Origin of the sequence: Paraniabella aurantiaca, from assembly GCF_050309965.1 — a bacterium.
Lineage (GTDB): Bacteria > Bacteroidota > Bacteroidia > Chitinophagales > Chitinophagaceae > Niabella.
In genome coordinates, this window is record NZ_JBLOSY010000001.1 from 528,605 (window position 1) to 553,847 (window position 25,243).

The 25,243-nt window shown below is 46.4% G+C and carries 29 protein-coding genes and 1 pseudogene; 27 read left to right on the top strand and 3 right to left on the bottom strand.

The window, feature by feature from the left end; translation table 11 throughout:
• Nucleotides 1-322 precede the first annotated feature (322 nt).
• The 25 genes and pseudogenes from ACLOAU_RS02305 (at nucleotide 323) to ACLOAU_RS02425 (ending at nucleotide 19,441) form a co-directional block, all read left to right on the top strand.
• Nucleotides 323-868: a hypothetical protein gene (locus tag ACLOAU_RS02305; RefSeq protein ID WP_427860209.1), complete on the top strand. Its 546-nt coding sequence runs from the start codon at nucleotides 323-325 to the stop codon at nucleotides 866-868.
• Between the two features lie 51 nt (nucleotides 869-919).
• Complete coding sequence (locus ACLOAU_RS02310) at nucleotides 920-1,240, top strand: DUF4134 domain-containing protein (protein WP_427860210.1); 321 nt, start codon at nucleotides 920-922, stop codon at nucleotides 1,238-1,240.
• Between the two features lie 10 nt (nucleotides 1,241-1,250).
• Nucleotides 1,251-1,580, top strand: a complete 330-nt coding sequence (locus ACLOAU_RS02315) for a DUF4133 domain-containing protein (protein ID WP_427860211.1) — start codon at nucleotides 1,251-1,253, stop codon at nucleotides 1,578-1,580.
• Nucleotides 1,577-3,088: a TraG family conjugative transposon ATPase gene (locus tag ACLOAU_RS02320; RefSeq protein ID WP_427860212.1), complete on the top strand. Its 1,512-nt coding sequence runs from the start codon at nucleotides 1,577-1,579 to the stop codon at nucleotides 3,086-3,088. Before ACLOAU_RS02315 ends, ACLOAU_RS02320 begins: the two co-directional genes overlap by 4 nt.
• Nucleotides 3,076-4,164, top strand: a pseudogene (locus ACLOAU_RS02325) (TraG family conjugative transposon ATPase); the annotation flags it as partial. The gene ACLOAU_RS02320 and the pseudogene ACLOAU_RS02325, both read left to right, overlap by 13 nt.
• A 13-nt stretch (nucleotides 4,165-4,177) precedes the next feature.
• Nucleotides 4,178-4,846, top strand: coding sequence for a conjugal transfer protein TraI (locus ACLOAU_RS02330; RefSeq protein ID WP_427860213.1), 669 nt, complete (start codon nucleotides 4,178-4,180; stop codon nucleotides 4,844-4,846).
• 17 nt (nucleotides 4,847-4,863) lie between these two features.
• The gene (locus ACLOAU_RS02335; RefSeq protein ID WP_427860214.1) at nucleotides 4,864-5,499 is read left to right on the top strand and encodes a hypothetical protein; all 636 of its coding nucleotides are present in this window, start codon (nucleotides 4,864-4,866) and stop codon (nucleotides 5,497-5,499) included.
• A 5-nt stretch (nucleotides 5,500-5,504) separates the two neighbouring features.
• Entirely contained in the window at nucleotides 5,505-6,140 is a 636-nt protein-coding gene (locus ACLOAU_RS02340) for a TerB family tellurite resistance protein (RefSeq protein ID WP_427860215.1), read from the top strand.
• Nucleotides 6,141-6,146: 6 nt separating this feature from the next.
• Nucleotides 6,147-7,196 carry a conjugative transposon protein TraJ gene (gene traJ / locus ACLOAU_RS02345; protein ID WP_427860216.1) on the top strand — a complete coding sequence of 350 codons (1,050 nt, stop codon included), beginning with the start codon at nucleotides 6,147-6,149 and terminating at the stop codon, nucleotides 7,194-7,196.
• Nucleotides 7,197-7,217: 21 nt separating this feature from the next.
• Nucleotides 7,218-7,838 (top strand): conjugative transposon protein TraK, encoded by a 621-nt coding sequence (gene traK / locus ACLOAU_RS02350; protein WP_427860217.1) that lies wholly within the window; start codon nucleotides 7,218-7,220, stop codon nucleotides 7,836-7,838.
• Nucleotides 7,839-7,850: 12 nt separating this feature from the next.
• Entirely contained in the window at nucleotides 7,851-8,282 is a 432-nt protein-coding gene (locus ACLOAU_RS02355; protein ID WP_427860218.1) for a hypothetical protein, read from the top strand.
• Between the two features lie 32 nt (nucleotides 8,283-8,314).
• The gene (gene traM, locus ACLOAU_RS02360; RefSeq protein WP_427860219.1) at nucleotides 8,315-9,607 is read left to right on the top strand and encodes a conjugative transposon protein TraM; all 1,293 of its coding nucleotides are present in this window, start codon (nucleotides 8,315-8,317) and stop codon (nucleotides 9,605-9,607) included.
• Nucleotides 9,608-9,635: 28 nt separating this feature from the next.
• On the top strand, nucleotides 9,636-10,496 hold the full coding sequence (traN, locus tag ACLOAU_RS02365; RefSeq protein ID WP_427860220.1) for a conjugative transposon protein TraN: 861 nt from the start codon (nucleotides 9,636-9,638) through the stop codon (nucleotides 10,494-10,496).
• A 12-nt stretch (nucleotides 10,497-10,508) separates the two neighbouring features.
• Nucleotides 10,509-10,994: a hypothetical protein gene (locus tag ACLOAU_RS02370; protein WP_427860221.1), complete on the top strand. Its 486-nt coding sequence runs from the start codon at nucleotides 10,509-10,511 to the stop codon at nucleotides 10,992-10,994.
• A gap of 38 nt (nucleotides 10,995-11,032) precedes the next feature.
• Entirely contained in the window at nucleotides 11,033-12,295 is a 1,263-nt protein-coding gene (locus ACLOAU_RS02375) for a hypothetical protein (protein ID WP_427860223.1), read from the top strand.
• 114 nt (nucleotides 12,296-12,409) lie between these two features.
• Nucleotides 12,410-13,060, top strand: a complete 651-nt coding sequence (locus ACLOAU_RS02380) for a hypothetical protein (RefSeq protein WP_427860224.1) — start codon at nucleotides 12,410-12,412, stop codon at nucleotides 13,058-13,060.
• Between the two features lie 802 nt (nucleotides 13,061-13,862).
• Nucleotides 13,863-14,351, top strand: coding sequence for a hypothetical protein (locus ACLOAU_RS02385; RefSeq protein ID WP_427860225.1), 489 nt, complete (start codon nucleotides 13,863-13,865; stop codon nucleotides 14,349-14,351).
• A gap of 26 nt (nucleotides 14,352-14,377) precedes the next feature.
• Entirely contained in the window at nucleotides 14,378-14,620 is a 243-nt protein-coding gene (locus ACLOAU_RS02390) for a hypothetical protein (protein WP_427860226.1), read from the top strand.
• 4 nt (nucleotides 14,621-14,624) lie between these two features.
• Nucleotides 14,625-14,936, top strand: a complete 312-nt coding sequence (locus ACLOAU_RS02395) for a J domain-containing protein (RefSeq protein ID WP_427860227.1) — start codon at nucleotides 14,625-14,627, stop codon at nucleotides 14,934-14,936.
• 50 nt (nucleotides 14,937-14,986) lie between these two features.
• A complete protein-coding gene (locus ACLOAU_RS02400; RefSeq protein ID WP_427860228.1) occupies nucleotides 14,987-15,220 on the top strand; it encodes a hypothetical protein in 234 nt (77 codons plus the stop codon).
• 14 nt (nucleotides 15,221-15,234) lie between these two features.
• Nucleotides 15,235-16,029, top strand: a complete 795-nt coding sequence (locus ACLOAU_RS02405) for a DUF3560 domain-containing protein (protein ID WP_427860229.1) — start codon at nucleotides 15,235-15,237, stop codon at nucleotides 16,027-16,029.
• Between the two features lie 75 nt (nucleotides 16,030-16,104).
• Nucleotides 16,105-16,572 carry a DUF6908 domain-containing protein gene (locus ACLOAU_RS02410; protein ID WP_427860230.1) on the top strand — a complete coding sequence of 156 codons (468 nt, stop codon included), beginning with the start codon at nucleotides 16,105-16,107 and terminating at the stop codon, nucleotides 16,570-16,572.
• 71 nt (nucleotides 16,573-16,643) lie between these two features.
• The gene (locus tag ACLOAU_RS02415) at nucleotides 16,644-17,033 is read left to right on the top strand and encodes a hypothetical protein (RefSeq protein ID WP_427860231.1); all 390 of its coding nucleotides are present in this window, start codon (nucleotides 16,644-16,646) and stop codon (nucleotides 17,031-17,033) included.
• Nucleotides 17,034-17,067: 34 nt separating this feature from the next.
• Nucleotides 17,068-18,882: a ParB/RepB/Spo0J family partition protein gene (locus ACLOAU_RS02420; protein WP_427860232.1), complete on the top strand. Its 1,815-nt coding sequence runs from the start codon at nucleotides 17,068-17,070 to the stop codon at nucleotides 18,880-18,882.
• Nucleotides 18,883-18,964: 82 nt separating this feature from the next.
• Nucleotides 18,965-19,441, top strand: a complete 477-nt coding sequence (locus ACLOAU_RS02425; protein ID WP_427860233.1) for a hypothetical protein — start codon at nucleotides 18,965-18,967, stop codon at nucleotides 19,439-19,441.
• Nucleotides 19,442-19,632: 191 nt separating this feature from the next.
• Here ACLOAU_RS02425 and dinB read toward each other — a convergent pair whose 3' ends face one another.
• From dinB to ACLOAU_RS02440, 3 genes are read right to left on the bottom strand one after another with little or no spacing between them, the layout of a single operon-like run.
• Nucleotides 19,633-20,724 (bottom strand): DNA polymerase IV, encoded by a 1,092-nt coding sequence (gene dinB, locus ACLOAU_RS02430; RefSeq protein WP_427860234.1) that lies wholly within the window; start codon nucleotides 20,722-20,724, stop codon nucleotides 19,633-19,635.
• Between the two features lie 12 nt (nucleotides 20,725-20,736).
• On the bottom strand, nucleotides 20,737-22,128 hold the full coding sequence (locus tag ACLOAU_RS02435) for an exonuclease domain-containing protein (protein WP_427860235.1): 1,392 nt from the start codon (nucleotides 22,126-22,128) through the stop codon (nucleotides 20,737-20,739).
• Between the two features lie 11 nt (nucleotides 22,129-22,139).
• Nucleotides 22,140-22,940, bottom strand: coding sequence for an XRE family transcriptional regulator (locus ACLOAU_RS02440; RefSeq protein WP_427860236.1), 801 nt, complete (start codon nucleotides 22,938-22,940; stop codon nucleotides 22,140-22,142).
• A gap of 61 nt (nucleotides 22,941-23,001) precedes the next feature.
• Between ACLOAU_RS02440 and ACLOAU_RS02445 the strand changes: the two genes are divergently transcribed.
• Complete coding sequence (locus ACLOAU_RS02445; RefSeq protein ID WP_427860237.1) at nucleotides 23,002-23,736, top strand: ImuA family protein; 735 nt, start codon at nucleotides 23,002-23,004, stop codon at nucleotides 23,734-23,736.
• Between the two features lie 2 nt (nucleotides 23,737-23,738).
• Entirely contained in the window at nucleotides 23,739-25,241 is a 1,503-nt protein-coding gene (locus ACLOAU_RS02450) for a Y-family DNA polymerase (RefSeq protein ID WP_427860238.1), read from the top strand.
• Nucleotides 25,242-25,243: the final 2 nt, after the last annotated feature.

Sequence of the window (25,243 nt, forward strand, 5' to 3'; positions counted from 1 at the left end):
GGTGCTCGTCTGCCCTTGAAAGGGGCGGCGTATCAAAACACTATTATAAAAACTAAGGCTGTCGATCGGTAGGCTCTTTAATTCATACTTTATGGGAACTTAGTGCCTTTAGTTTAAAGATGCTTATAAAATAAGAAGCGCTCCGAAAGGGCGCTTTTTCTGTTTTTACTTCTCGCCTTATCTTCTTAAATGCTAATAAACTTCCTCCAGGACAAAACACTACCAGTGCCCAGGTTGAGTGTTTCAGGCTTTCTGCGATGCCACTTTTGGGGTGTTAATGATGCACTCAATGCATCTGTTCTTCACCCCAAAAACTAGAAAAATGTTTTCAACAATCACCTGGTCGGAGTTCTTTGTCATTGCAGCTGTTGCGGCTGCGGTTTACTACGCAATTATTTTGTTCATTTATTACAGAAAAGACATCTTCAAAAGGTTTTCGGCCAAACCTTCCCCATCCCGCAGGAATCTTTCTATCCCTGTTACCAATGGTGTTATGGGCTCTGTCCTGTTCGACGATGATGATCTGACTCCTGAAAGTCCCCAGGCAACAACCAGGGAAAATGCTTCAGCTATAGAAGAGGAAGAAGAGCCCTTTGAAGCCGATGATGATTTTGACGATGAAGCGGAGCAGGCCAGGCAGTACGCTTTGCTGGACGAACTGGTCAGCCGGTTAACTGATATAATCAGCAGCAGGCACCGGCTTCCGACACCCGAAGTGCTGGACCTCCTCAAAGAGCAAATTCAGGCGGCTGAGCCATCGGTATATCAGCCCTTTAAGGAGGCGATCACCGAGGACCTGATCAATAAATTCTACGAGTACCGTGGTACGCGTCTCACCACCCTTGATCTGCGACCTATCTGGCCCTGACGACATTTGCAGGTATTGTAATTCCCTTTCTCTTATCTAAATAAATCCATTATGTCTTTAGTTAATAAAAGACATCAGCGCCTCGCTGTGCTGATGATGACCACTCTATGTCTTTTGTCGGTTGCTGCCGTTGCCCAGGATGGCAATGCCGGTATCACAGAAGCTACCAGCAAAGTAAAAAGCTACTTTTCTACCGGAACTAACCTTATGTACGCCGTAGGCGCCGTAGTAGGTCTTGTAGGTGCAGTCAAGGTTTTTAATAAATGGAACTCGGGCGATCCTGACACCAATAAGGTGGCTGCGGCATGGTTCGGTTCCTGCATTTTCCTGGTGGTCGTTGCAACAGTACTCAAAAGCTTTTTTGGCGTATAAAATCCTTGCTATGGCTTCCAGCAAATATACCATCAACAAAGGCATCAATAAGCCGATCGAGTTTCGGGGTCTGAAAGCACAGTATATCGCTTACCTGGCAGTTGGTCTGGTGGCGCTGTTGTTACTGTTTGCCATTCTATACCTCATCGGGCTATCAACATTCATTACGCTTCCTATAGTTGGCCTATGTGCGTTCGCACTGTTTAGCTATGTGTATCGCTACTCCCGCAAATACGGCGCTCACGGACTTATGAAAGAAGCCGCTTACCGCAGCTTACCCGAGGCTATTAAAGGCAAACGGCTCTATCGCCTGCTCCAACCACAAAACAAAAATCAATGACAACTATATTTTTAATATTACTCCTTACTGCCGGCATCGCAGCTATTCTTCATTTAAAAGAGTATAAAGATGTGCGCAAAGACCTGCTTAGTCTACTGCCCGTTTACAAAATCGAGCGTGATTATATTTTATCGAAGCAAGGGGACTTTACCGCGGTATTTGAATTGACGCTACCTGAGATATTTACAACCGGAGCCGAACAGCAGGAACAATTGCACCAGGCCTGGATTAAAGCCATCAAACTCCTGCCCAAGCACACGGTGCTGCATAAGCAGGACTATTTTTTCAAGGAAGGATACCAACCCGACTTTGAAACGGAAGCGTTTCTTTCCAGGGCAAGCGAAATGTTTTTCAGCGAACGTCCCTTTCTGAATCATAAATGTTACTTAATGCTCACCAAGAAGGCGGCGGGCAGAAAGCCGTCCAGCTCCGTGATGTCGAACCTGCTCCGCAAAAGAATGATATCCGGTAATGTAGACTCAAAGGCTATTTATGAGTTTGCTGATGTACTGGGGCAATTTGAAAGGGTGTTGACAGATACGGGACTGTTATCACTGAGGCGCCTGAAAGCAGATGCCCTTGCCGGTAGCAAGCACAAGGCCGGTCTGTTGGAGGCATATCTCTACCTGGATAGCGCAAAAGGTACACCTACATTATCTGATATCGTTTTTAAGCCGGAATGGAAGATTGGTGAGAATTACATGCAGCTATATACACTCGCGGATGCAGAAGACCTTCCTGCACAATGCGGCAGCAGCCTGCCTTACGACCGGTATAGCAGCGAGCGGACGCGCTTTACAGTAGGTTTTGCTTCACCAATGGGACTGCTTTTAAACTGCAATCATATCTACAACCAGTTTATTGTAATAGATGATATGCAACTGACGATGAAGAAGCTGGAAAGCAAACGCCTTCGTCTTCAGTCGCTGTCGGCCTATTCCAGGGAAAATGCCATCGCCCGTGATGCAACCGCTGAATTCCTGAATGAAGCTATCTCACAGGGCAGGTTGCCTGTCAAAGCACACTTTAATCTGCAGGTGTGGACAAGTAATGAACAGGAACTAAAAGACCTGCGCAACGCAGCGGCTTCGGCCATTACCCAAATTGATGGACAACCCCGGCAGGAGATCAAGGGAGCACCGCAGATTTTTTGGGCGGGCTTACCGGGTAATGCCGCTGACCTCCCCTTGAATGAATGTTTTGATTCGTTTGCAGAACAAGCTGTCTGTTTTCTTAACATGGAAACGAATTATCGTAGCTCCATCAGCCCGGTTGGTCTGCGATTAGGAGACCGGATTACCGGTATGCCGGTTCATGTGGACCTTTCAGACGAGCCGATGCGCAAAGGGATCATCACTAATCGCAATCGCTTCATCATTGGCCCGTCCGGGGTCTACCGGGCCATTTTTTCAGAAAGTGGCCCGGTAGACCCAAACATGGAAGCGGAAAAAGTTTCTTCACCAATCATCTTCAACGCAGCTATTATGAACAGGGCGCTCACTGCGTAATCGTAGATGTCGGACATAGCTATAAAGGTCTTTGTAAACTGGTTGGTGGTTATTATTTCACTTACGAAGAGCGCAACCCAATTAAGTTCAATCCTTTTTTTATCGGTGATGGCGATACGTTAGATACGGAAAAAAAGGAGTCGATCAAAACGCTGCTCCTGGCATTATGGAAGAAGGACAACGAATCATTCCGGCGGTCAGAGTACGTAGCACTGTCCAATGCACTCACCGGTTATTACGAGTTTTTAGAATCAAATGAAAAGGTATTCCCCTGCTTCAATTCCTTCTATGATTACCTGAAGGGTGCTTTCGTACAAAGGTTGCAGCAGGAGAAGGTAAAAGACCGTGATTTTGATATTGACAATTTCCTTTATGTACTGAGGCCTTACTATAAGGATGGCGAATTTGATTACCTGCTTAATGCGAACGAGAACCTGGATCTTTTACAGCAAAGGTTTATCGTGTTCGAACTCGACAACATCAAGGATCACCCCATCCTGTTTCCCGTGGTGACCCTGATCATTATGGAGGTCTTTATTTCCAAGATGAGGAAACTTAAAGGTATCCGAAAGATTATTCTCATCGAAGAAGCCTGGAAAGCTATCGCCCGGGAAGGTATGGCAGAGTACATTAAATACCTTTTTAAAACGGTCAGGAAATTTTTTGGCGAGGCAAATGTGGTTACCCAGGAGGTGGAGGACATTATCAGCTCGCCGGTCGTGAAGCAGGCTATTATCAATAACAGTGATTGCAAAATACTCCTGGACCAAAGTAAGTATCAAAATAAGTTTGACCAGATACAAGAACTGTTGGGCCTTACGGAAAAAGAGAAAATTCAAATCCTGTCGATCAATAAGGCAAACGATCCGGCAAAAAAATACAAAGAAGTATTTATAAGCCTTGGAGGACAATTGAGCAAAGTATACCGTACAGAAGTTTCACTGGAAGAGTATCTGGCTTATACCACCGAAGAGGCAGAGAAAATGAAGGTACAGCAATATGCCGAACGGTTCGGCGGGGATTATCGTAAGGGTATCGCAGCCTTGGCCAGGGATATACGGGATAATAAATCATAAAAATAATCAGGACATGAAAAAGATATTCGTTACGGCTATACTAAGCCTGGTGCTGGCACTGTCGCCTCATCGTAGCCATGCTATTGTCTGGAAGGTTTTTACGGAAGCCGTCAAAAAGGCATTGAGAGCGGCGGACCTTGCCATTCAGCGGTTACAGAACAAGACCATCGGTCTTCAGAATGCGCAGAAGGAAATCGAAAATACAATGTCAAAGCTGAAGCTTCGCGAGATATCAGATTGGGCCGAGAAGCAAAGAGGCCTTTTTGAAAAATACTACGATGAGTTAGCAAAGGTGCGTAACGTCATTGCTTCTTATAAAAAAGCAAGACAGATTATAGCTGGTCAGCTACAGTTGGTGGAAGAATACCGGAGGGCATGGGCACTATTAAGACAGGATAAACATTTTACGGCAGAAGAGATCCGTTACATGGAGCAGGTATATTCCGGTATCCTTACCAGCAGTCTCAGAAATGTTGAGCAGCTCTACCTGGTGCTGTCCGATCACAAGACGACAATGACCGATGGCAAACGTTTGGAACTCATTACGCAGGCTGCCATCGGACTGGACGAAAACCGCTCCGATCTGAAGAAGTTCAACAACCAGAATTTTCTTTTAAGGCTCAATCGTTCGAGGGATATGTTGGATGCTTCTAACACAAAACGTATCTACGGGATTCAATAACCTTACAACCTAACAATATGAACAAGATAATAGGAGCATTGCTATTATGCTTGCTGGCTTGTACCACTTCGGCCCAGGGTATCTTCAATCAAAAAGCTACGCAGATCAAACGATATATGGAGCAGATAGGACTACTGCGTACTTATCTACGGCAGGCCGAGCGGGGTTACCAGATCGTAGACAAGGGGCTTCATACAATTAGGGATATAAAAACAGGAGAGTTTAACCTGCACGACCTCTATTATAAATCACTTAAGTCAGTGAACCCGGAAATACGGCGACTGTCGAAAGTGGATGCCGCTGTTCAAACCGGTACGGCCATACTCAGGCAGGCTTCCCAAATGATTCGGGTTAACAATCGCAGTGAATTACTGGAGGCCTCAGAAAAAAGGTACGTCGTCAGTGTTTTGGGTAAGATCATTGATGATGCTGAAAAAGACCTTCAGTACCTGGATGATTTAATTACTGCTGACCGGATGGCGCTTACCGATGATGAGCGGATCAAGCGGATTAACCAAGTATCCATTGTGCTTCAGCAAACCTCAGCAGTGTTACAAAGATTTACGGCGGAGCTTCAGGTTTTGCTCCGTAGCCGTGCTCAGCAACTCAGTGATAGCGAGCAAATGAATCGATTATATAACCTTAAAAAATAAAACCGATGAAAAAGTGGATCATATACCTGCTTTTGTCCTTCCTATGTCTGGCAGGTTACGAAGTCAGGGCACAGGCCAACGAAATTCAGCAGCTGGCGCTTAACATCCAAAAGCTAACACAGTTCCGCAAGATACTCAGGAATATGTATACGTCTTACCAGATCATACGCGGTGGCTATGACAAGGTTAAAGATATTACCAGTGGCAATTACTCCCTACACGAAGGCTTCCTGGACGGCCTGATGGCCGTTAGCCCGGCCGTTCGTAACTACAGGCGCGTAGGTGATATTATAAACAACCAGTCGCAGATCATCAAAGAGTATCGAAGGGCATTTGCTTCCTTTAAGCAGTCCGGTGTTTTTAACGCCCAGGAGATAGGCTATATGGGTACCGTGTATGATAACCTGCTGGAAAAGAGCCTGGCTAATTTAAACGAGCTGACCATGGTCGTTACAGCAAACAGCATGCGGATGTCGGATGACGAACGTTTGACCGCTATCGACCGCCTGGCTTCAGATGTGGATCAGCAGCTTAGTTTCCTGCGCTCCTTTAATAATTCAACAGGCGTGCTGGGCCGTCAGCGCCAGCGGGCCCAGCAGGAAGTTAAATCTGTAGAAAAGATGTACAACCTCAAACAATAAGGTGATATGAAAAAGATAATTCAACGGTTGGGGTTAGTTCTTTTGATAGTACTGCCAGGACCATTATACGCACAAGGACTTGCCGATGAAATAGCAGGCTTACAAGGTATCCTCGAACAATTGTATGATGAAATGATTGCCCTGGCGGGCGATATCATACCTATCGGCCGCTCCCTGGCCGGTTTTGGAGCGATGCTTTATATCGGATACCGGGTATGGGGCCATATTGCCAGGGCAGAAGCCATCGACTTTTATCCACTCCTCAGGCCTTTTGCTTTGGGGTTGGTGCTCACCCTTTACATGCAGGTGATTGGCTTATTTAATTCGATATTAAAACCGACGGTAAGCGTTACATCGGGCATGGTCAAGAATTCTGATGCTGCTATCAAAAAGCTCCTGAAGGATAAAGAAGATGCCATTAAGCAATCAGACGAATGGCTGATCTATCAGGGGCCTAACGGTGAAGGAGACCGCGACGCCTGGTATAAGTATACCCATCCGGGTAGCACGGAAGATGAAGGCTTCTTCGAGGAAATTGGTAACGATATCCGCTTTAGTATGAGCAAATATTATTACCAGTTTAAGAATAGTGTGAAGCAATGGATGTCCGAGATTTTACAGGTTTTGTTCCAGGCAGCGGCCCTTTGTATCAATACCCTGCGCACTTTCCACTTGGTGATCCTGGTCATACTCGGACCCATAGTTATCGGCCTTAGCGTGTACGATGGTTTTCAGCATTCGCTTACGCAATGGATTGCCCGCTATATCAATATCTATCTATGGTTACCCATCGCTAATATTTTCGGAGCGTTGATTGGTAAGATCCAGGAGGGAATGATTAAACTCGATATCGGCCAGATCAAAGAGAACGGCGATACTTTCTTTAGCGCAACTGATACAGCTTACCTGGTATTTATGATCATCGGTATTATCGGCTACTTCACCGTACCCTCCGTCGCCAATTATGTGATCCATGCCCACGGTGGCAATGGCTTGCTGTCCCGCGCCAACCGTGCAGGAGCTTCTACCATTGGGATGTTCACCGGTAAACGCTAGAATACTTTTTAAACAACTACTATGTTCCGTCAATTTAAAAATATAGAGACCGCCTTTAAGCACATCAAAGTTTTCTCCCTGGTCCTGATTATTGCCGTTACCGGCATTTGCCTGTCAACGATCTATTGGGCGATTACCGGCATTGATAAAATGCAGCAAAGAGTATATATCATTTCCAACGGTAAGCTCCTGGAGGCCGAGTCCGCCAACCGCAAAGACAACGTGAAAATAGAACTGGAAGACCATATCAAAACTTTTCATTTTTTCTTCTTTACGCTGGCTCCCGATGAGGTGCAGATAAAGGCACAGCTTTCCAAAGCCTTATACCTGGCCGATGGCAGCGCCAAAGCCCAGTACGATAACCTTCGGGAAAACGGCTATTACAGCAATATGGTATCGGGCAACGTCAGCCAACGTATAGAACCGGATAGTATCACTATTTCTGTGGATCGAAAGCCCTATTACTTCCGGTATTACGCAAGGCTGTATATCACCCGCCCTACATCGACGGTTACCCGCAGTATGGTAACGGAAGGCTATATCCGGGACGGCCTGCCGATCAGTTCTAATAATGTTCACGGCTTTTTGATCGAGCGCTGGGCTACACTCGATAACCGGGATATTGATATCAAGGCACGTTAAAACAGATATCCGATGAGATCTATCCATAATAATAAAAAGAATGCTGGCGAAGCTTCCATTACAAGTCGGCTTTCCCGTTGGTGTAACCGGCAACAACACCGCTTGGCTGATATGCTGAATCGCAGTACGGCCCACTGGACAGGCTTTCAAAAGAAATTGGCGCTGGCCCTTTTCTGTTTGACAATGGGAGCCAACAGCAGTATTATTTTATACCAGTCATTATCGGGTAAAGCAACACCAGAGCCTTTAAGACCGGAAGCGATCAGCACCGTACGCTTACCGGCAGATACGTTTTCGGCTCATGCAGCGGACAAACAAAGGCGACTCCTAAAGGAGAAGATCGACAGCCTATATCGTGCTGATTCGGGGCGTGCACAGCTGGATCGGATTCGTCGGTCGCATCCCGGCCTTTGGGATAGTCTTCAAATACTCCTTGTTGAATAATCATATCCACTTACACTATAAATGCAATAATTATGAACGAACAAATCAAAAAGAAACGCAGGTTACTGGTCGTCCTGCCTGTGATTGCAATTCCATTCCTTACCCTGCTATTCTGGTCAATGGGCGGAGGTAAAGATAACCCGGATGGAACAGCAGAGCCGTCTTCAGGACTGAACACGAACCTTCCCGGTGCCGGCCCTGACGATAAACAGCAGGACAAGCTCTCCTTATACGACCAGGCATTAAAAGATTCACTGGAAATGGAAGAGTTTCGACGTGCCGACCCTTATGGAAAACGACAATTCCTGTCTTATGCAGACAGTGCCAGGTACGCCGATAGTTTGCGTGGCCTTACCCTGGGAAGCAATATCTATTATCCGGGTAACGCTCGTTATGACAACCTGGGAAGTCGTGAAGCCGAAGACCGCCTGAGCGAGAGATTGCATGACCTGGAAAATCAGTTGGCAATTGCCGAATACAAGCGAAACGATTACCGGGCAAGCAGCAATGCTATGGCAGAAGTAGACCAGCTACAGGCTTCGCTGGAAGCTGGTACTCTGGCCGGCAGCGCCGCTGGTGCACCGGATGCCGAGCTGGAAAAGATTGATGGCATTTTGGAAAAAGTGATGGATATACAAAACCCTGGTCGCGCCCGTGAAAAAGCCAGGGCAGCTTCCGAGAAAAATAAAGGGCTGGTTTATTCAGTATCTGCTCCAGTGGAAGATACCCGCGCCGATCTGTTTGGAAACAGTGGAACAACAAAGATCAAAGACGCTAAATCCGCTCAAGCGGCAATCCGTCCGGTGACGGCCAATTTTTATGAGCTGTCCGGTGACGGCCCGGACGACGCCGAAGAAAACAAGGCAGTTCCCGCTTTTGTACATGAAACACAAACCCTTGTTTCGGGTGCTACGATAAAAATGCGCCTGGCTGAACAAATCTTTATTAACGGGGTGATGATCCCCAAGGGAAATTACGTGTTTGGCACTTGCCAACTGGAGGGTGAGCGCATGCATATCGAGGTCAAAGGTATCCGTTATAAAAATGCATTGTTCCCGGTGTCCCTCGCTGTTTACGATATGGATGGTATTACCGGCATTCGCATTCCCGGGGCCATTGGTCGGGATGCAACCAAACAGGGCGCTGACCAGGTTTTACAAGGGTTGGATATACCGATGATGGATCAATCCTTTGGAGCCCAGGCTGCCAGTGCCGGTGTACAGACCGTCAAATCTTTGTTCGGTCGTAAAGCCAAGCTGGTACGTGCCACCGTTAAGGCCGGTTACCCCGTGCTGCTCATCGACCTCAATAAACGCAATCAATAATCTCTTCATCCTTACAACTACTTTTCAAATGAACAAGCTATTATTTATAATCCTATTGGCGTCCGGCCTTTGGAGCCAGGCTCAGGCGCAAACTGCACGTACGTTTTTTAATGAGGCATTGCAGGAACCCTACCATTTATCGGTAAGCGACCAGAAGACAACTATACTTGTATTTCCAGCGCCTATAGCTAGTAATGGTGTGGACCGGGGAACAGGGGATATACTCGCGAAAACGGTAACAGGTGTTGACAATGTACTGAAGGTAAAAGGGGCGGCACCGTCTTTTCCCCAAACCAATCTTACCGTAATAACCACTAATGGTAAGATCTATGCTTTCCGGGTGGATTACAGCGCTAACCCGGACGACCGTCCCATTGATATGGGGAAACAACAATTGCAGGAGGCTCAAGCGGCATTCTTTAAATCCCGCACCCTTAATGACGAACAAGTGGAAGTGGTAGCCCGCAGTATTACGAAAATGACGCCCTTTATGACAAGACCCAGGGAAAAGATGTTCAAGATGGCTGCAGCGTTGGATGGTATTTATACATGCGAGGATGTGATCTTTTACCGGCTTTCGCTCAGAAATAGCTCACCCATTGACTATGACCTGGATTTTCTGCGCTTTTATGTAAAAGATAAAAAACGGATAAAGCGTACCGCTGAGCAGGAAAAGGAATTGCAGCCACTTTATGTTTATAAAGAGCTGGACAACCGGGTGCCAGCCGATGGGCACGGAACTATCGTAATTGCTTTTCCCAAATTCACGATCGCCGACAAGAAGCATTTTATCATGCAGTTTTTTGAAAAAGGCGGTGACCGGCACCTTCAGTTGAAAATGGAAGGCAATGATATTATACAGGCCCGCCAGTTAAAATATAAATTCTAAATCTTTTAGGTTATGACCAATCGCATCGAAAAAGGGCTGGAATCCTGGCACCGGCAAGAAGCGCGTTTTGCATCGATTTTCGGCAAGAAAGGTTTACAGGGAAGGGCCTTTGCAACAATACGCCTTGCTGAAATGCGTAGGCTGTACAAGCGGGTGCAGCCGCCGCGCAATTTAGAAGAGCGTGTTTCGGTGAAAATGCTACGCAGCGCCAACCGCGACCTGGAACGTCAACTTTATCCCGGTCGTATGAACCGTGTAGCCCGCAGGATACTACGTGCAGCCGGCGATTTCGCTACCCGTACACTCAAATGGCTTGTAGCAAGTCCCGTGGGAGCGAGCGACCAGAGGTACCTGGCCTCCCGCAGGCAAACGCAAACCGAAAGGGTAACCATGACTAAAACTGGAGTTGCACGAAAACCCAATGTAGTACGTATGCAGCCCCGGCAGCATCAGGCACTTGACCTGGGTAAGCAACAGTCCAAAGGCATACGACGCTAAGAAAGTAACAATATTAATCACTATAAAATTTGATTACAATGGAATACAGCATTGATGATAATCTGAAATATCTGGACAATGGTCTTTTTTACTTAGGCTTTGGCAAGGAACACAGCGACGAAGTCTCAACCAATTTGAACAACGGCGCAGAGCAGTTCAGTGTTAACCATTCCGATAAATTCCACGGAAAGGAAATAGACTACAGGATCGACCATAAGCGTTCGGCTGAAAGCGGTTGGATTAGTATATCCGGGTTCTTGCTGACACCCAGGGAAAAACCTGAAGCGCAGCAGTATTTTGGAGTATTTAAGAACAGGGGGTTTACGGCTAAGGAAGCTTTTAACCTGGTAGAAGGCCGGGCTGTCTGTAAGGACCATTGGAAAGATAGCGAGAAGTATGAATCCTGGCATGTTATGAATTTTGAGAAAAAGACCGCTAAAGGAAATGCCAAGATTGATAATTACCACGAGAATTTTGGTTTTGATGTAGCTAAGGCCTTACAAAACCTGAATTGGAGCAAGGTTACCGGACAAGGAATGCCACCCTGGGCAGAAGAGAACCTGAGAAAGGGTGATCCGCTCCGCGGGACGCTGGAAATACAGGGCATGGACGTAGAAGCTAATATTATCGCCAATCCTAAATCGCGGGAAGTATTGGGTGTCGATGATGAAGGTAAAATCATTGCACGCGCTGAGGGGTTATCTGAAGCCTATCAGCAAAAAAAGGGAGTGCAACAAGATAACGATCTTATTACTAACCCGGAGGTCAGCCAGCCGGCTCATCAGGTAGATGAGCAGCATAGCGAGGCGGCAACCATGCAGGAGACGCCCCCCTCACCGGGGCCGGACGACAAGCAAGTGGAAGAACAGACAGCAGCGCTGGCTGCTGAATATTTTAATAACAATACCGAGGGCGAGGCTATTGATCCGTTTTTAGAAGAGCTGGCTCGTGATCTGAACGCAGATGTTTCTGAACTCAACGACATTCCGTTTATGCCCGATGATCCAACTGTGATGGACCAGCAAGCAGGCAAAGACACTGATACTGCCGGTACAATAGCGGAGTCTGGCAAGCAGGTGGATGAGCCAGGACAGGAATTGGCAGGTAAAGAAGTTGCCGAAAAGGGGCCTGAGCTTACAGGAGATACAACAAAGGTTGATGCTAAGAAGGCAGCGGATGATAAAAAAAAAGTGACCACTGATAAAACTTCCGGTAAATCGAAAGAAAAGGTAGAACGTATCCCGCCCAGGCAGCACGCACCGCTTGATGATATGGGACCATCGAAAGGCAAAAAGCGTTAGGAGTGGGGCGTTCCCCGCCCGTGGCGGGTCGGGCTTTTGTTTCAAGCCCGGCAGGAGGCGGGGCTTTCTCCGGCAATCCCTAACGCATGAATGGACAGTTTTTAAAATAAGTATATGAAATCACTGAAAAAAATATTGGACGAATGGAAAGCTGGTAAGGTAGCAGGTTCAGTTACCATGTACCGGTTACTTGCACCTAATGTGCAACTGGTACAACTATGGCCCGAATATAAGCAGGGTGAATCGATTCCTGCCGACCTGTTACCACGTATTATTTATCTGATCCTGGAAGATAGCCAGGCTGCAGGAGCCGTGGAGCCGCAGGAAGATAACTTACGGGCTGTGATGCTAACGCAATGGCGTGCAAAAGGATTATTTAGCAAGGCTATGAAAGAAGTTATCCTGCCGCATATCCTGCAAAGTAAACCCTTGCAACGCCTGCAGCTGCAGCGTTCTGAGTATGGTGACCGGAGGGTTGAGCAGCTCAAAAAAATGGCCTTGTCAATGGGCTTTATCCTGTTAAAAGAGGATGCGGAAATCCGGCTCGTGCTCGATGCTTCTAAAAAAAAGGTTACCCATTTTATAGGTGGCAAAGACCAGTTATTATCGCCGGAGCGTAAGACAGCCATCCGGCAGGAGCTTTGTTATATGGCCTACCGGTTACTGCTTATTCGTTCAGAGATGGAACTTACCGAAGGTGTATCGTATAACTCCGATGCCATCGGCGATATTATAAGAAACTTACAATATCACACAACTTCGTAGAGGGTTAAGGTGTAACAGCCATCGCCGCTTCCTGTCCAGGAGGCGGCTTTTTGTTTTGCCGGTGAGCCAAAACTGTTTACAGTGCCACCAATAGCGGCAGATTTTGTAGAAGAAATGATGAAAGGGATCAATCAAAAAGTATCAAATAAACATTAAGAAAGCCAGGACCTTTTTTACAGGTGGCACAGTCGACATAACACCCTGCCCGCCGTCATCTTGGCGACTTATGATGCTACTGAACTTTTCAGCCGCTTTTAACCTGTTTGCGTTACCCGCGCCATACCGGCTAAGTGCCCGGTCATTGCGTTGAAATGTTATTCCGGCATGGCCCGTTCAAACGGGACAGCGAAGCTACGATCCTGGCAAAGACAGGAGCGTGTCTGCGGCCGCCGTAGCAGGGCCGCCTTGCCACGGGTTTTTCAAAAAAAATCTCCACCGCCCTTTAGCCGCCTAACAAAAAATATAGGCGGCGGGCGGTCGTATTTTTTTTGAAAGAAACACGCTCCGGTCTTCACCATGATCGTAAGAGAGCTTTGGTTTGAAAGGGCAATGCCGTCAGCTTTCAAACGTAACGATGACCGGTGGCTTAGTAGCCGAGTTGCCGCGAGTAACACAACGGAGCAAATTGGCTTCCTGAAAAGCAAATAGCCTAGTAAGCGCTTCACTCAGAGACAGCGGGTTGGTTGAAATGTCCCAATTGTTCGCTACCTGTGGAAAAAAGCGTCTGCCGGTATGCTGCCGGTACTGATGAGCCTTGCAAGGCGAAACGCTAACCTGATTGTGTTACTAAAAAAATAAGCTCATGAAATTTTTCAACGATTGTACAACGCTGGATGAAGTGAAGGCCTTGTACAGGAAACTGGCTTTTGAGTACCATCCGGACAGGGGTGGAGATACGGCTGTCATGCAGGCCGTTAATACGGAGTATGCATATGCTACAGCACTCCTGCTTAAAGGCGCTAACCTGTCCCAGGAGGATACCGATAAAGAAATCCGGTTTTCCGACGAATACCGAAAGGTAGTGGAACAGGTCATTAACCTGCCAGGTATCAAAATAGAACTGGTGGGTTTATGGATTTGGGTGACGGGCGATACAAAGCCTGTACGCAAACAACTACGTGAAGCAGGTCTTTTCTATGCATCCAAGAAAGAAGCCTGGTATTACCGAAGCTCAGATCTTAAGGAGCTCCGCAGTAGTAAAAAATCCCTGGATGAAATACGCAGCAAATACGGCAGCGAAGAGGTTAAAACCGGTAAGACGAAAAAAAGCCTTCATTTCCTGGGTGCCTGATTATTCACTTTTTAATATACATAGCTATGCTACCATCTATTAGAATTTCCAAAGAGTTGGCGCTGCCTGATACCGATCAATGGCAGTTTCGCTTTAACGTCCGCAGTGAGACCTCCAACCGGCTTTACACCATTGCCCAAAATAAACGGAAGCGGCATTGGGGTTGTAGTTGCCCGGCGTGGAAACGCTACAGGCATTGCAAACACCTGGATGCTATAGGTATCCCCGGTTATGAAAAACCTTATGAAGTAAATCTTATCAAACAATGACCTTATGGCTAAGAAAGGATTTTTAGAAGGTTATAAGACCTACGATACCACCGATGGTTTTGGTCATGCAGGCCAGTGGCGTAGTGCCTTCCACGAGCGAATGAGTAAGGAAGAAGCGACTGAAGTATTACAATCCCAGGAGCTGACACCCTACCAGCTATTAGGTCTTACTACCGGTGCCACCAAAACCGAAATTAAAAAGGCTTTTCGTAAGCTGATTGCTGAGTGGCACCCGGACCATAACCAGCACCGAACTGCAGAAGCAGAGGAAATGAGTAAGAAGATCATTGCCGCTTATAGCCTGCTTACGAGTTAATCCATTTTTTATACTTAAACGGGTACGTCGTTACCGTACAGTTTCCTGCAATGAAAACTACCGTATTAAAGGCAAGCAAAGAACTGGCAGAAGATATCTCAGGTGATCTGCTGTCGCGCCGTAGCGCCACTAACAAACCTGTTTTCAAGAGAACAGAAATTGAAAATGGCTTTGAGATCATCGGGCGGAGAAAGGATGAGGGAGCCACCGTAGTCTTTCGCTTTGTAGATGATCATGGGCGAAAGCGATTTGATTATGATGAACGATTACTGACTTTTTGTTAACAAAAACAATTATTATGAAACACAATTTTGAAGAGCGCCGGCAGAACCGGATCGAGTATGCCAAAAAACAAGCTGCCAAAAATGAGCGGCTATCGGACGAGCTATATAACCAGGCAACAAAAATGAGTTCAGCCATCCCGTTTGGTCAACCCATCCTGGTAGGCCATCACAGCGAAAAAAGAGACCGTAACTACCGGGACAAAATTCATAACAAATTTGGTCAAGCATTTGAAGCTAGTGACAAGGCTAGGTATTATGAGCGGAAAGCGGAAGCAATAGAAAGTAATGATGCGATATTTTCTGATGACCCGGGTGCACTGGAGAAATTAAGAGCACAGATAATACGCCTGGAGGCCAACCAGTCTTTTATGAAAGAAGCCAACCGTTTTATACGTAAAAAAGATGAAGAAGGCTTTTTAAACATGGAGCTGGGCACACCTGAGTTGTGGAAAGAGTTGAATACGCCCGATTATATGGGCCGTGTTGGTTTTGCCAGTTATGCCTTCTCTAATAATAGCACTAATATCCGCCGTATCAAACAGCGTATCCAACAACTGGAGCTGTTGGAAAGCCGCCCGGCTTCGGAAGTGCCTTTCCCGGGAGGTATAGTAAAGGAAAATAAAGAAGCAGGCCGGGTACAGTTTCTCTTTGATGAAAAACCATCGGAGCAGATTCGAAAAATACTAAAGGGTAATGCTTTTCGGTGGAGCCCCAAAGAAGAAGCCTGGCAGCGACACCTCAATGCCAACGGCATATTTGCAGCCAAAGTAGTACTCAAAAAACTGCTGGAAACCCAGCCCGGCTACTAGCCTCCGGCGTTTTTGCTCACCAACACTTATTGAACTTTTTAAAACCGTATACAGCGGTTACTGTATCGTCATGTCATGAAGCGACTGAGTAGCAACAGCACCCGGGTATTCTGCGTGCTGATGGATAGCCTGGTAGACAGCTACCTTAAAATCGAAAACAAACCTTACATGCCGCTCTCAATGGAATTTATTGGCACGGCACAACTCAAACCTTACGGACTGGCTATGCTATATAGCCTTTGCCATTACTATAAACAAAATGGCGATTTAATGCAGGACCCCGAAATGTGCTTTGCAGTCGTAGACAATCGAGAGCGGTCTAACGATTATACGGCGGTGTATGTCGTCCCTTATATGTACCAGCAGGCGAACCTGGGTATTTACCAGGAAAGCATACAAATAGAGGATAGTTGCTTCTTTAGTTCATTTGATGAGCGCCAGCAGGCAGAGCATGCAGCGTTTGCTGACACCTGGCTGGATAATATAGAACAGCAAGGCTTTTTGTTGGGCCTGCAAGAACGGACGCCCGATAGCACACTGTAAAAAATCAATGCTACTGCATTATTTCTTAACCGGGCTGCCAGTGACAAGGCAGCCCTAATTCATTTTTTATTATGAAACCACTAATGCACCTGAACCTGGTGGAAAGAGCGCAACTATTGCACGATCTTTTTCCTGAAGAAATCCCGAAGCTGATCAGCTATATAGATGGCATGTGCGCCGTAATCATTGAAGACCAGGACCGAAACCGGGCCTCCTGGTCGAACGGTCTTGTCAGCTTCGATGGCTGGCTGAATCTTGCTTCGGAAATTCAGGCAATCATCAAAAAACATGGTAAGCTCTTATATAAAAGACACAACCTGTTTGCTACCGAATTATTCGGATGGACCAAAGGCCTTGTAAGCGCTCATTGCCTAATCGTATATGTTACTACACAACAGCTCCCCAACCCTAAGTTCAAAGCGATGATCGAAATCCTATTCGACCAAAGCGCTTCTGTTTAGATCATTATTTAATCATTTCTCAAAACAATCAATTATGGAAACCACAGTAAAAAAGCAAGAAACTAAAGCGGTACCCGCCAAAGGCAAGGTTATACCGATTGAAGAGCAGTACTACCAACTGCCTGTATCGATGATCGAGATTTCGCCATCGAACTACCGGAAGTTCTATGACCAGCAGGCTCTGGAAGATTTTGCCGAACAGCTAAAATCCACCGAGGTTGAAATACTGCATCCCATAACAGTTCGACCCATGGGCAACAAGTATGAACTCGTTTATGGTGAGCGACGGTTCAGAGCGGCATTGCTGGCGGGGTTTGCCAGCATTCCTGCGAAAATCCAGGATATGACCGATACCGAGATGAGAAAGCGTCGCCTGGCGGAGAATATCCAGCGGGAGAATCCGCATCCGCTGCACGAGGCTTTAGACATTAAGGAACTGATGGAAGTAGAGGGGAAGACCACGCTTCAAGCTGCACAGGTGTTGGGTAAATCAGCTGCCTATGTTTATAACCGGCTCAAACTAGCGGACTTAATAGAATCGATACAGGAATTACTGATTGCCGGAAAGCTGACGGTAAGCGAAGCTGCCGAGCTGGGTACCCTTGCTAAAGATTCACAGGAAGAGTTTTTTACACAGCATTGTGCTGGCTGGAAAGAAAAGAAGCATTTTTCGATCAGTAATGTACGGTACTTCATTGGCCGGTATAAATACGATCTGAAAAAAGCACCTTTTAATGTAAAAGATAAGAAGCTGGTACCGGAGGTTGGGGCCTGTACGGCTTGCCCGTTTAACTCAGCTACCCTCAAGACCCTTTTTCCTGAGATGGCAAAGGAAGCAGTTTGTAATAACAAGACCTGTTTTAAGAATAAATGTCTTGCCAGTGCTGAAGCTATGATCAGGGCTACGCTTGAAGCTTATCAACCTGTGGCAATCCTGTTATCACACCAGGTAAATGAAGAGTATCGTACGCTGATCGATTCCCTGCCGGAAACTGTAGAATTGCCTCGCTATAATTTCTTTGATGTAAAGAAATTCACCGAGCCGGTAAAGCCAGAGAAAAGTCTTTACCAGGTTTGGGATGAACAAAGAGAAAAACCAGTGCCAGACCGCGAAGGATTTAGCCAGGCGATCCGGGAGTATAGGGAGGACCTGGCTGAATACAAAAGGTTGCTCTCGGGCGAATGTACACTGTTGGGAATTGCCATATCAGGTGCCGAGATAAAACCGGTATATTTTGATCCGGATATAAAGGATGCGCCGGAGCTTTCAGCAAGTGGCCAGGTTACTGCTAAAGAAGTACAGCAGGCCATTAAGGATGGCTCGGCTACACCTGAACTGCTCCGTAAAGAAATAGATCGGATCAAAAGCCGTGAGGAACGGTTCAAAGAGCTGGATCGTAAGAAAGTCCAGGAGCGACTACACGAGGAATTTAACGCTGCATTGAAACAGGGAAAGCTGAAAGCGGGGGTGACGGCAGTCGATAAGGCAGCCGTTCGCTTCATCGTGTACGAAGCGATGAATTACCAGCATAGGGATACGATGAAAAGATTACTGTTCCCTAAAGGATATAAAGACAATAAGGACTTTTTTGAGAAACTGGCTGCTATTAGTGATGTGCAGTTTGCAAAGCTGATCAGGACTGTAATTGTCGGCAACTACTCCAGTAAAGTGGAAGATACCGTGTATGGAATCTGCCTGTACCGAATGGCGGAGGCTTCAGGCCTGGATGTAAATACAGTTGAAAGTGACCAGGGCAGTAAAGCTTCTGAGCGCCAGGCGCGCCTGAAAGAGCGTACTAAAAGCTTACAGGCCCATATCAAAAAGCTAAGCCGGGACAAGGCTGCCTGAGAATACGGTTGAATGATTGCAAAGGTGACTGCTTCGGCGGTCACCTTTCATTTATTATACCAGTACGCTAAAAGCTCAGACTATGGGTAGAAAACTATCTTTTGACCAGCTCTGTAGGCTGCGCAGGCTGCGAAAAGCCAGGCGGCTTTGGAAAAAGCAGCCCTTGTTTGCTTATTTGTATATGTCGATAGAATATCCGGGTTATAGTTACCAGGAATTTCTGGATGATTTAAGAAGGCGCAGTAAGCCTAAAAAGCGCCAAGTTAAAAACGACATGTTTCGTTATGGCCGATACGCCCGCATAAGGTCCCTGATAAATCGGTACGAACGAAGCGAGAACCCCGATGATGCGCTCGCTGCAATGCGGTTGGTCAAGGTGCTCCGCAAGCCTTACCGGGTATTGATCAGGATCGGTAAAGAATATATTGAATACCGTTTTGAGTCCTTTATTCTTATTGATGATATTGAAAGTTTGTGTAGCTCTTTGCAAAAGTGTACAACAGAAAAGCAAGCTGATGAAATAGTGACTGCTTTTAGGAAAGCGCACCGGGGCGTCTAATTGTAGCGTTGTACCCTATGGGGAAGCTACCGGGGGCGGTCCGGGGTCCGGGGGAAAGTGTTTTTGTTTTTTGAGATGTGGGCTTACATGTCATTTTCGCTTTTTTCCAAACGGGGGTGCTCAGGCGTGCGGCAGTATTTTTCATCTTTTCTCTAAAGCTCAATGTGCATTATTGAGCGGCTCTCATCAGCTTAGGTGAATTCCTGGAATAGGCTTAGCTGACCATCTTCCTTTTTATTGACAGGTAGTTCAAAATTTGAAATTCCTATCCCTAGCAGGCGAACCTTTTTGCTGTCAACGGGCGCATTATCTAAAATAGTAATGGCAGCCATTTTTAGCTCGGCTTCTGTATGGATTAATTCAGGCACCGATAAGCTGCGCGTAATAATGGTGAAATCATGAAATTTAAACTTTACCGTAATAGTTCTTCCTTTAAGACCGGATCGCTGAAGCCTTTCTGCCAAACGGGATGAAAGTGTTTCCAGCTCCGGCAGCATTTCCGCCCTGGTAGTCAGGTCATGTTGATAAGTATCCTCCACACTGATTGATTTTGTCTCCCTGTGCGGTTGCACCGGCCTGTTATCAATGCCTCTTATTATGTAATAGTAAAACCGGCCGGCCTTCCCGAAATGACGTATCATTTCCTCTTCAGACAATTTTTTAAGATCCGCACCGGTATGAAGCCCCATCCCTTGCATTTTTGCGGCAGTTACTTTTCCCACACCATAGAATTTTGCTACCGGCAGCTCCTCCATAAAAGATTCAATTTTGGAAGGGCCGATAAAGGTCAAGCCATCTGGTTTATTCTGATCAGAAGCGATCTTGGCAACAAATTTATTAATGGAAACTCCGGCAGAGGCCGTAAGCTGTAGCTCGTGTTTAATAGCGGCGCGGATTTGTTTAGCTATCTCAATCGCTGAACCAATACCTTGCTTATCGCTGGTTACGTCTAGGTAAGCCTCGTCTAAAGAAAGGGGTTCGATAAGATCGGTATAGTAGTGGAAGATTTCCCGTATATGGCGGGACACAGCTTTATATGCGTCGAACCTGGGAAATACAAAAATAGCTTCGGGGCATATGCGTTGGGCAGTCTTGGAAGGCATTGCAGAACGAACGCCGAACTTCCTTGCTTCATAGCTTGCGGTCGCTACAACGCCACCTCTGCCTTCCGGCATACCACCTACGATTAGCGGCTTTCCCCGATACTGCGGAAAATCACGCTGTTCCACCGATGCATAAAAGGCGTCCATATCGATATGAATGATCTTGCGGTACATTGTCATCCTGAAATGGCTTTATTGATATGCAAAGCTGTTATTGCTGATCGGAACAACTTTCTTCGGGTACCTGCAAATAAATGAAATGACCAGCTGCATGATGTAATGGGTACTCGCGTAGGAGGTAAGGCTACCTTTAATATCGTCTAAGGAGTAAATATCAGCGCCATTGTCAATATACCCCATCCCATAAAAATGTCCGTTTTGTACCCAAAGACAACTTTTTTCATTACTGTTTCTTCCCTTATCAATAATATAAAATGTTCCTGAATCTTCTTTTAGAAAAGAGAGTGCCTTCACAACCTTCTCGTTGTAAACTTCAGCTGGATGGTTTGCCGTGCAGAGTAAATTGTTTTTTTTATCGACCAGGCTACATAAGTCACAACTGCTCAAACGGCATAGCGAAGCACATAGACCAAAACGTCTGGACAGCTCGCGTAGCTTACTGATCCCTCCCTGATGGGTAGTAAATACCTGGACAGGTGCCGGGTTTTTGCCCAGCTTGGAGACTTTCATCCTGAGATAACCTTCCCGGTCTTCCTGTACGAACAGGCCGTATTTGGCGTCGTATTTTTTAAGTGCCTGGTTATACTTAGGAAAAAGCCTCTTTATTTCCAACGCTTCCAATATAAGCGCTATCAGTTCGGTCCCACATACCTCATAGCTGATAGAGGCTATTTCGCTGATCAGGCTTTGACGCAACCGGCTACCGTTATTTCTTTTAAAATGCTGTGCCACTCTCTTTTTCAGGTCATTGGCTTTGCCCACATAGACAGCTTCCCCCTTATTGTTGTGAAAATAATATACACCTGGTTTATTGGGCAGTTGCTCAAAATCATCTCTTAACATATCCGGTACCACCTGGGAATCTATATTACCTCTTTCCAAAAAGGCAGGCACAACGCCCTCGATATCCCACTGCAATAATTTCTGAAACAACAATACCGTTGCATCGGCATCGCCGCCGGCCCTGTGCCGATTGTTCAGTCCAATTTCCAGCGCATCACACAACTTGCCCAGACTATAAGAAAGTAATCCTGGCCTGATCGCTCTTGACAACTGTATGGTGCATAATTTGCTCGCCTTATATTGGTATCCGGCTATTCCCAAATGATGCCTTATAAACGAGTAATCGAAATTGACATTATGAGCCACGAATATCCGGCCGTTTAGCATAGCGAATACATCCATTGCTACATCCTTAAAAACGGGACTATCCTGAACCATTGCATCATCAATACCAGTCATAGCTGTTATGTAAGGCGGTATACGTTGAATAGGCTTGACTAAACTGTCAAAACTTGCTACAACCGCATTACCATCAAAAACACGTATCGCAATTTCTATGATGCTACCGCCATTTGCAGCATTACCCCCGGTTGTTTCTATATCAACTATTGCATATTCCATATACTGTCTGCCTATCTTTTTATATTAAGCACTTCAGACCTCAGTTCCTGGAGTATTGATTTAACCTCCTGCATGTCGGTCATTGGTTCCGGCATTTCTTTGGCCTGGTAGCTATAAAACTTCCATATCTCTAATATATCGGCTATATCGACCGTGTAAGGTTGGTAACTGGTATTGAGTGATTCCAATAAAACAGTTCGATCCTCTTTTATCGTAACCAGCTTAAACACAAAATCATTGTCACCGCTGAGGATCACAATACAAGCTGTCCGTGGTTTGACGCTCTTCCAATCCTCTATATAACGCCCGATCACATCGCTGCCATCAGGTACCGGGAGCATAGAGTCGCCCGTAATCGGGAACATCCTGAAAGTACCTTTGGGAATATTGGGTAAATTGAATTTGGGCAACGTTGAAATAAAGTCGGGGTCATTAAACCCTTTGGCATATCCTGCTTTTGCCTTTACGGGAACATACTCAATGTTTTCTTTATTGGTTTTATCCACTGTAATGGCTAACACGCGCAACTGCCCACCCCGTATGTATACATCGCTGCCGGCTTCGAGTTCCCGGAGCCTCAGTTCTCCTAATTTGGATAGATCAACCTTTATAAGTGTATCGATACTGATTTTAAAATACTGGGAATATTTCAGTAGATCTTCCGGGCCCGGAGATTTGACGCGGCCGCTTTCCATAGACTCTACTTTTTTCTGAGTAATGCCGAAAGCTTCAGCAAGCTGTGCCTGCGTCATTTTCTTCCTGGTTCTCAGGAATTTAAAGTTGGGAACGAAAAAAGTTTTTGGCGTGTCCATAAATAACGCTAACATTATTAGGTAAAGAATACTAATATTATTAGCAAACTTACGGAATTTAATGGGACAAGCAACAGAGATACAGGAAAATGTGGTGGAGCGTTTGCGACAGGAAATCCTGGCTATGCAAGGCCTGCGCGTCCCCTTGGAAAATGAACTGCGTGATACGGGCCTGGGAATTATTAATAACGCATTTCCCAATCAAACCTTCCCGGTGGCTGCTACCCACGAATTTATTAGTGATAATGCCCAAAACGGTGCGGCCTCATCGGGTTTTATCGCGGCATTACTCCGCATATTAATGTGTAAAGGGTCATGCCTTTGGGTAAGTACCAGGTGCCGGATCTTTCCTCCTGCGCTTAAAGCTTTTGGTATATCGCCCGACCAGGTGATTTTCATTGATGCCAGGACCAGTAAGGACGCACTTTGGATTATTGAGGAAGGTCTGAAATGCCAAACGTTGGCTGCCGTAGTGGGTGAAGTGCAGGAGCTGGGCTTCACCGAATCCCGAAGGCTTCAATTAGCAGTAGAAACGTCGCGTGTTACCGGTTTGATACATCGGTACGGTAGCTTACCAACCAATGTTACTTGCGTTTCGCGGTGGCGGATTACGCCAGTTGCCAGTATAGGAGAACCGACGATTCCAGGTATTGGCTTTCCGGGTTGGAATGTCGAATTATTGAAAATAAGAAACGGAAAGCCCGGCAGGTGGCAGGTAGCCTGGAATCCTGATGGATTTAAGGTAGTCCAGCAACCCAAAGTAATAGAACATTTACCGGCAAGAAAAACAGGATAGAGATGCAGCGATACATGTGTATATGGTTTCCTTATCTGCTGGCAGATAGAGCTATCCAGCTCCGGCCCACGTTGAGCAAAGTCGCCTTTGTTCTAGCAGCCCCTTCCAGGGGGCGTATGATTGTTCATTCGGCCAGTGTCGAAGCTGTGAACAAAGATATTCACCCAGGAATGGTGGTAGCTGACGCATCTGCAACACTGCCTGCACTTAAGGTTTACAATTATAAGGAAGGCGTGTGTGAAAAGCTGCTGGGTGAACTTGCCGACTGGGCGTTCAGGTTTACACCGGTTATCGCTGTCGAAGCTCCAGACCGGCTTTTACTGGACATAAGTGGCTGTCCGCATCTGTGGGGAGGTGAAGAGCAGTACCTGGTCGATGTTGTAGCCAAATTAAAACAACGAGGTTACCATGCTAATGCTGCTATTGCCGATACCATCGGAGCTGCCTGGGCCGCTGTCCGCTATGGCAGACCCGGGCAGATCATTCCACCGGGAGAGCAGCAAACAGCGCTTAGCAACTGGCCACCGGCAGCACTACGGCTGAGTCCATTTATCCTGGACCGGATGCATAGGCTGGGTTTTTACAAAATAGGCAGCTTTATCAATATGCCCGGCCCGGTTCTACGCCGTCGATTCGGGCAGCAGTTGCTTACCCGTATCGGCCAGGCCTTAGGCACGATGCCCGAACAGCTGACTTCTGTACTACCTGCTGTAATCTTCCAGGAACGGCTGCCTTGCCTGGAGCCGATCAGGACGAGGACCGGAATTGACATAGCTTTGAAAACCTTATTGGAAGCACTTTCCAAACGTTTGCTGAAGGAAAATAAAGGACTGAGAAAGGCCATCTTTAAAGGCTACCGGTTAGATGGGAATATCCAGCAGATTGAGATTGGTACAAATAGGCCTGTTCGTAATGTCGCGCACCTGCTGCAATTGTTCTCACAAAAGATTGAAACGATCCGGCCGGCATTGGGTATAGAATTATTTATCCTGGAGGCTCCTGTAGTAGAGGATCTTTCGGCGCAGCAGGAATCTTTATGGACCGCTTTGGGTGATAGCGATGCCAATACCGAGCTGTCAAACCTGTTGGATCGCATCGCAGGGAAAGTAGGCATCGCCGCCATTCGCCGATACCTGCCCGCAGAACATTATTGGCCGGAACGATCTATGAAGATCAGCCATTCCATTTGCGAAAAGCCGGATACGTTATGGCGGACCGACCGCCCACGGCCTATTTGTCTTTTAGAGAAACCAGAGAAAATCGAAGTAACAGTGCCGGTACCGGATTATCCGCCCATGCTCTTTATTTATAAAGGGCTTATTCATAAAGTAAAAAAAGCAGACGGGCCTGAACGTATTGAACGCGAATGGTGGATGGATAAGCAGACACAGATCAGGGATTATTACCGCGTTGAAGACGAATCAGGAGCACGGTATTGGCTATTCCGGTCGGGTAAATATGACGAAGGAAACCCTCAATGGTATTTACATGGAATTTTTGCGTAATA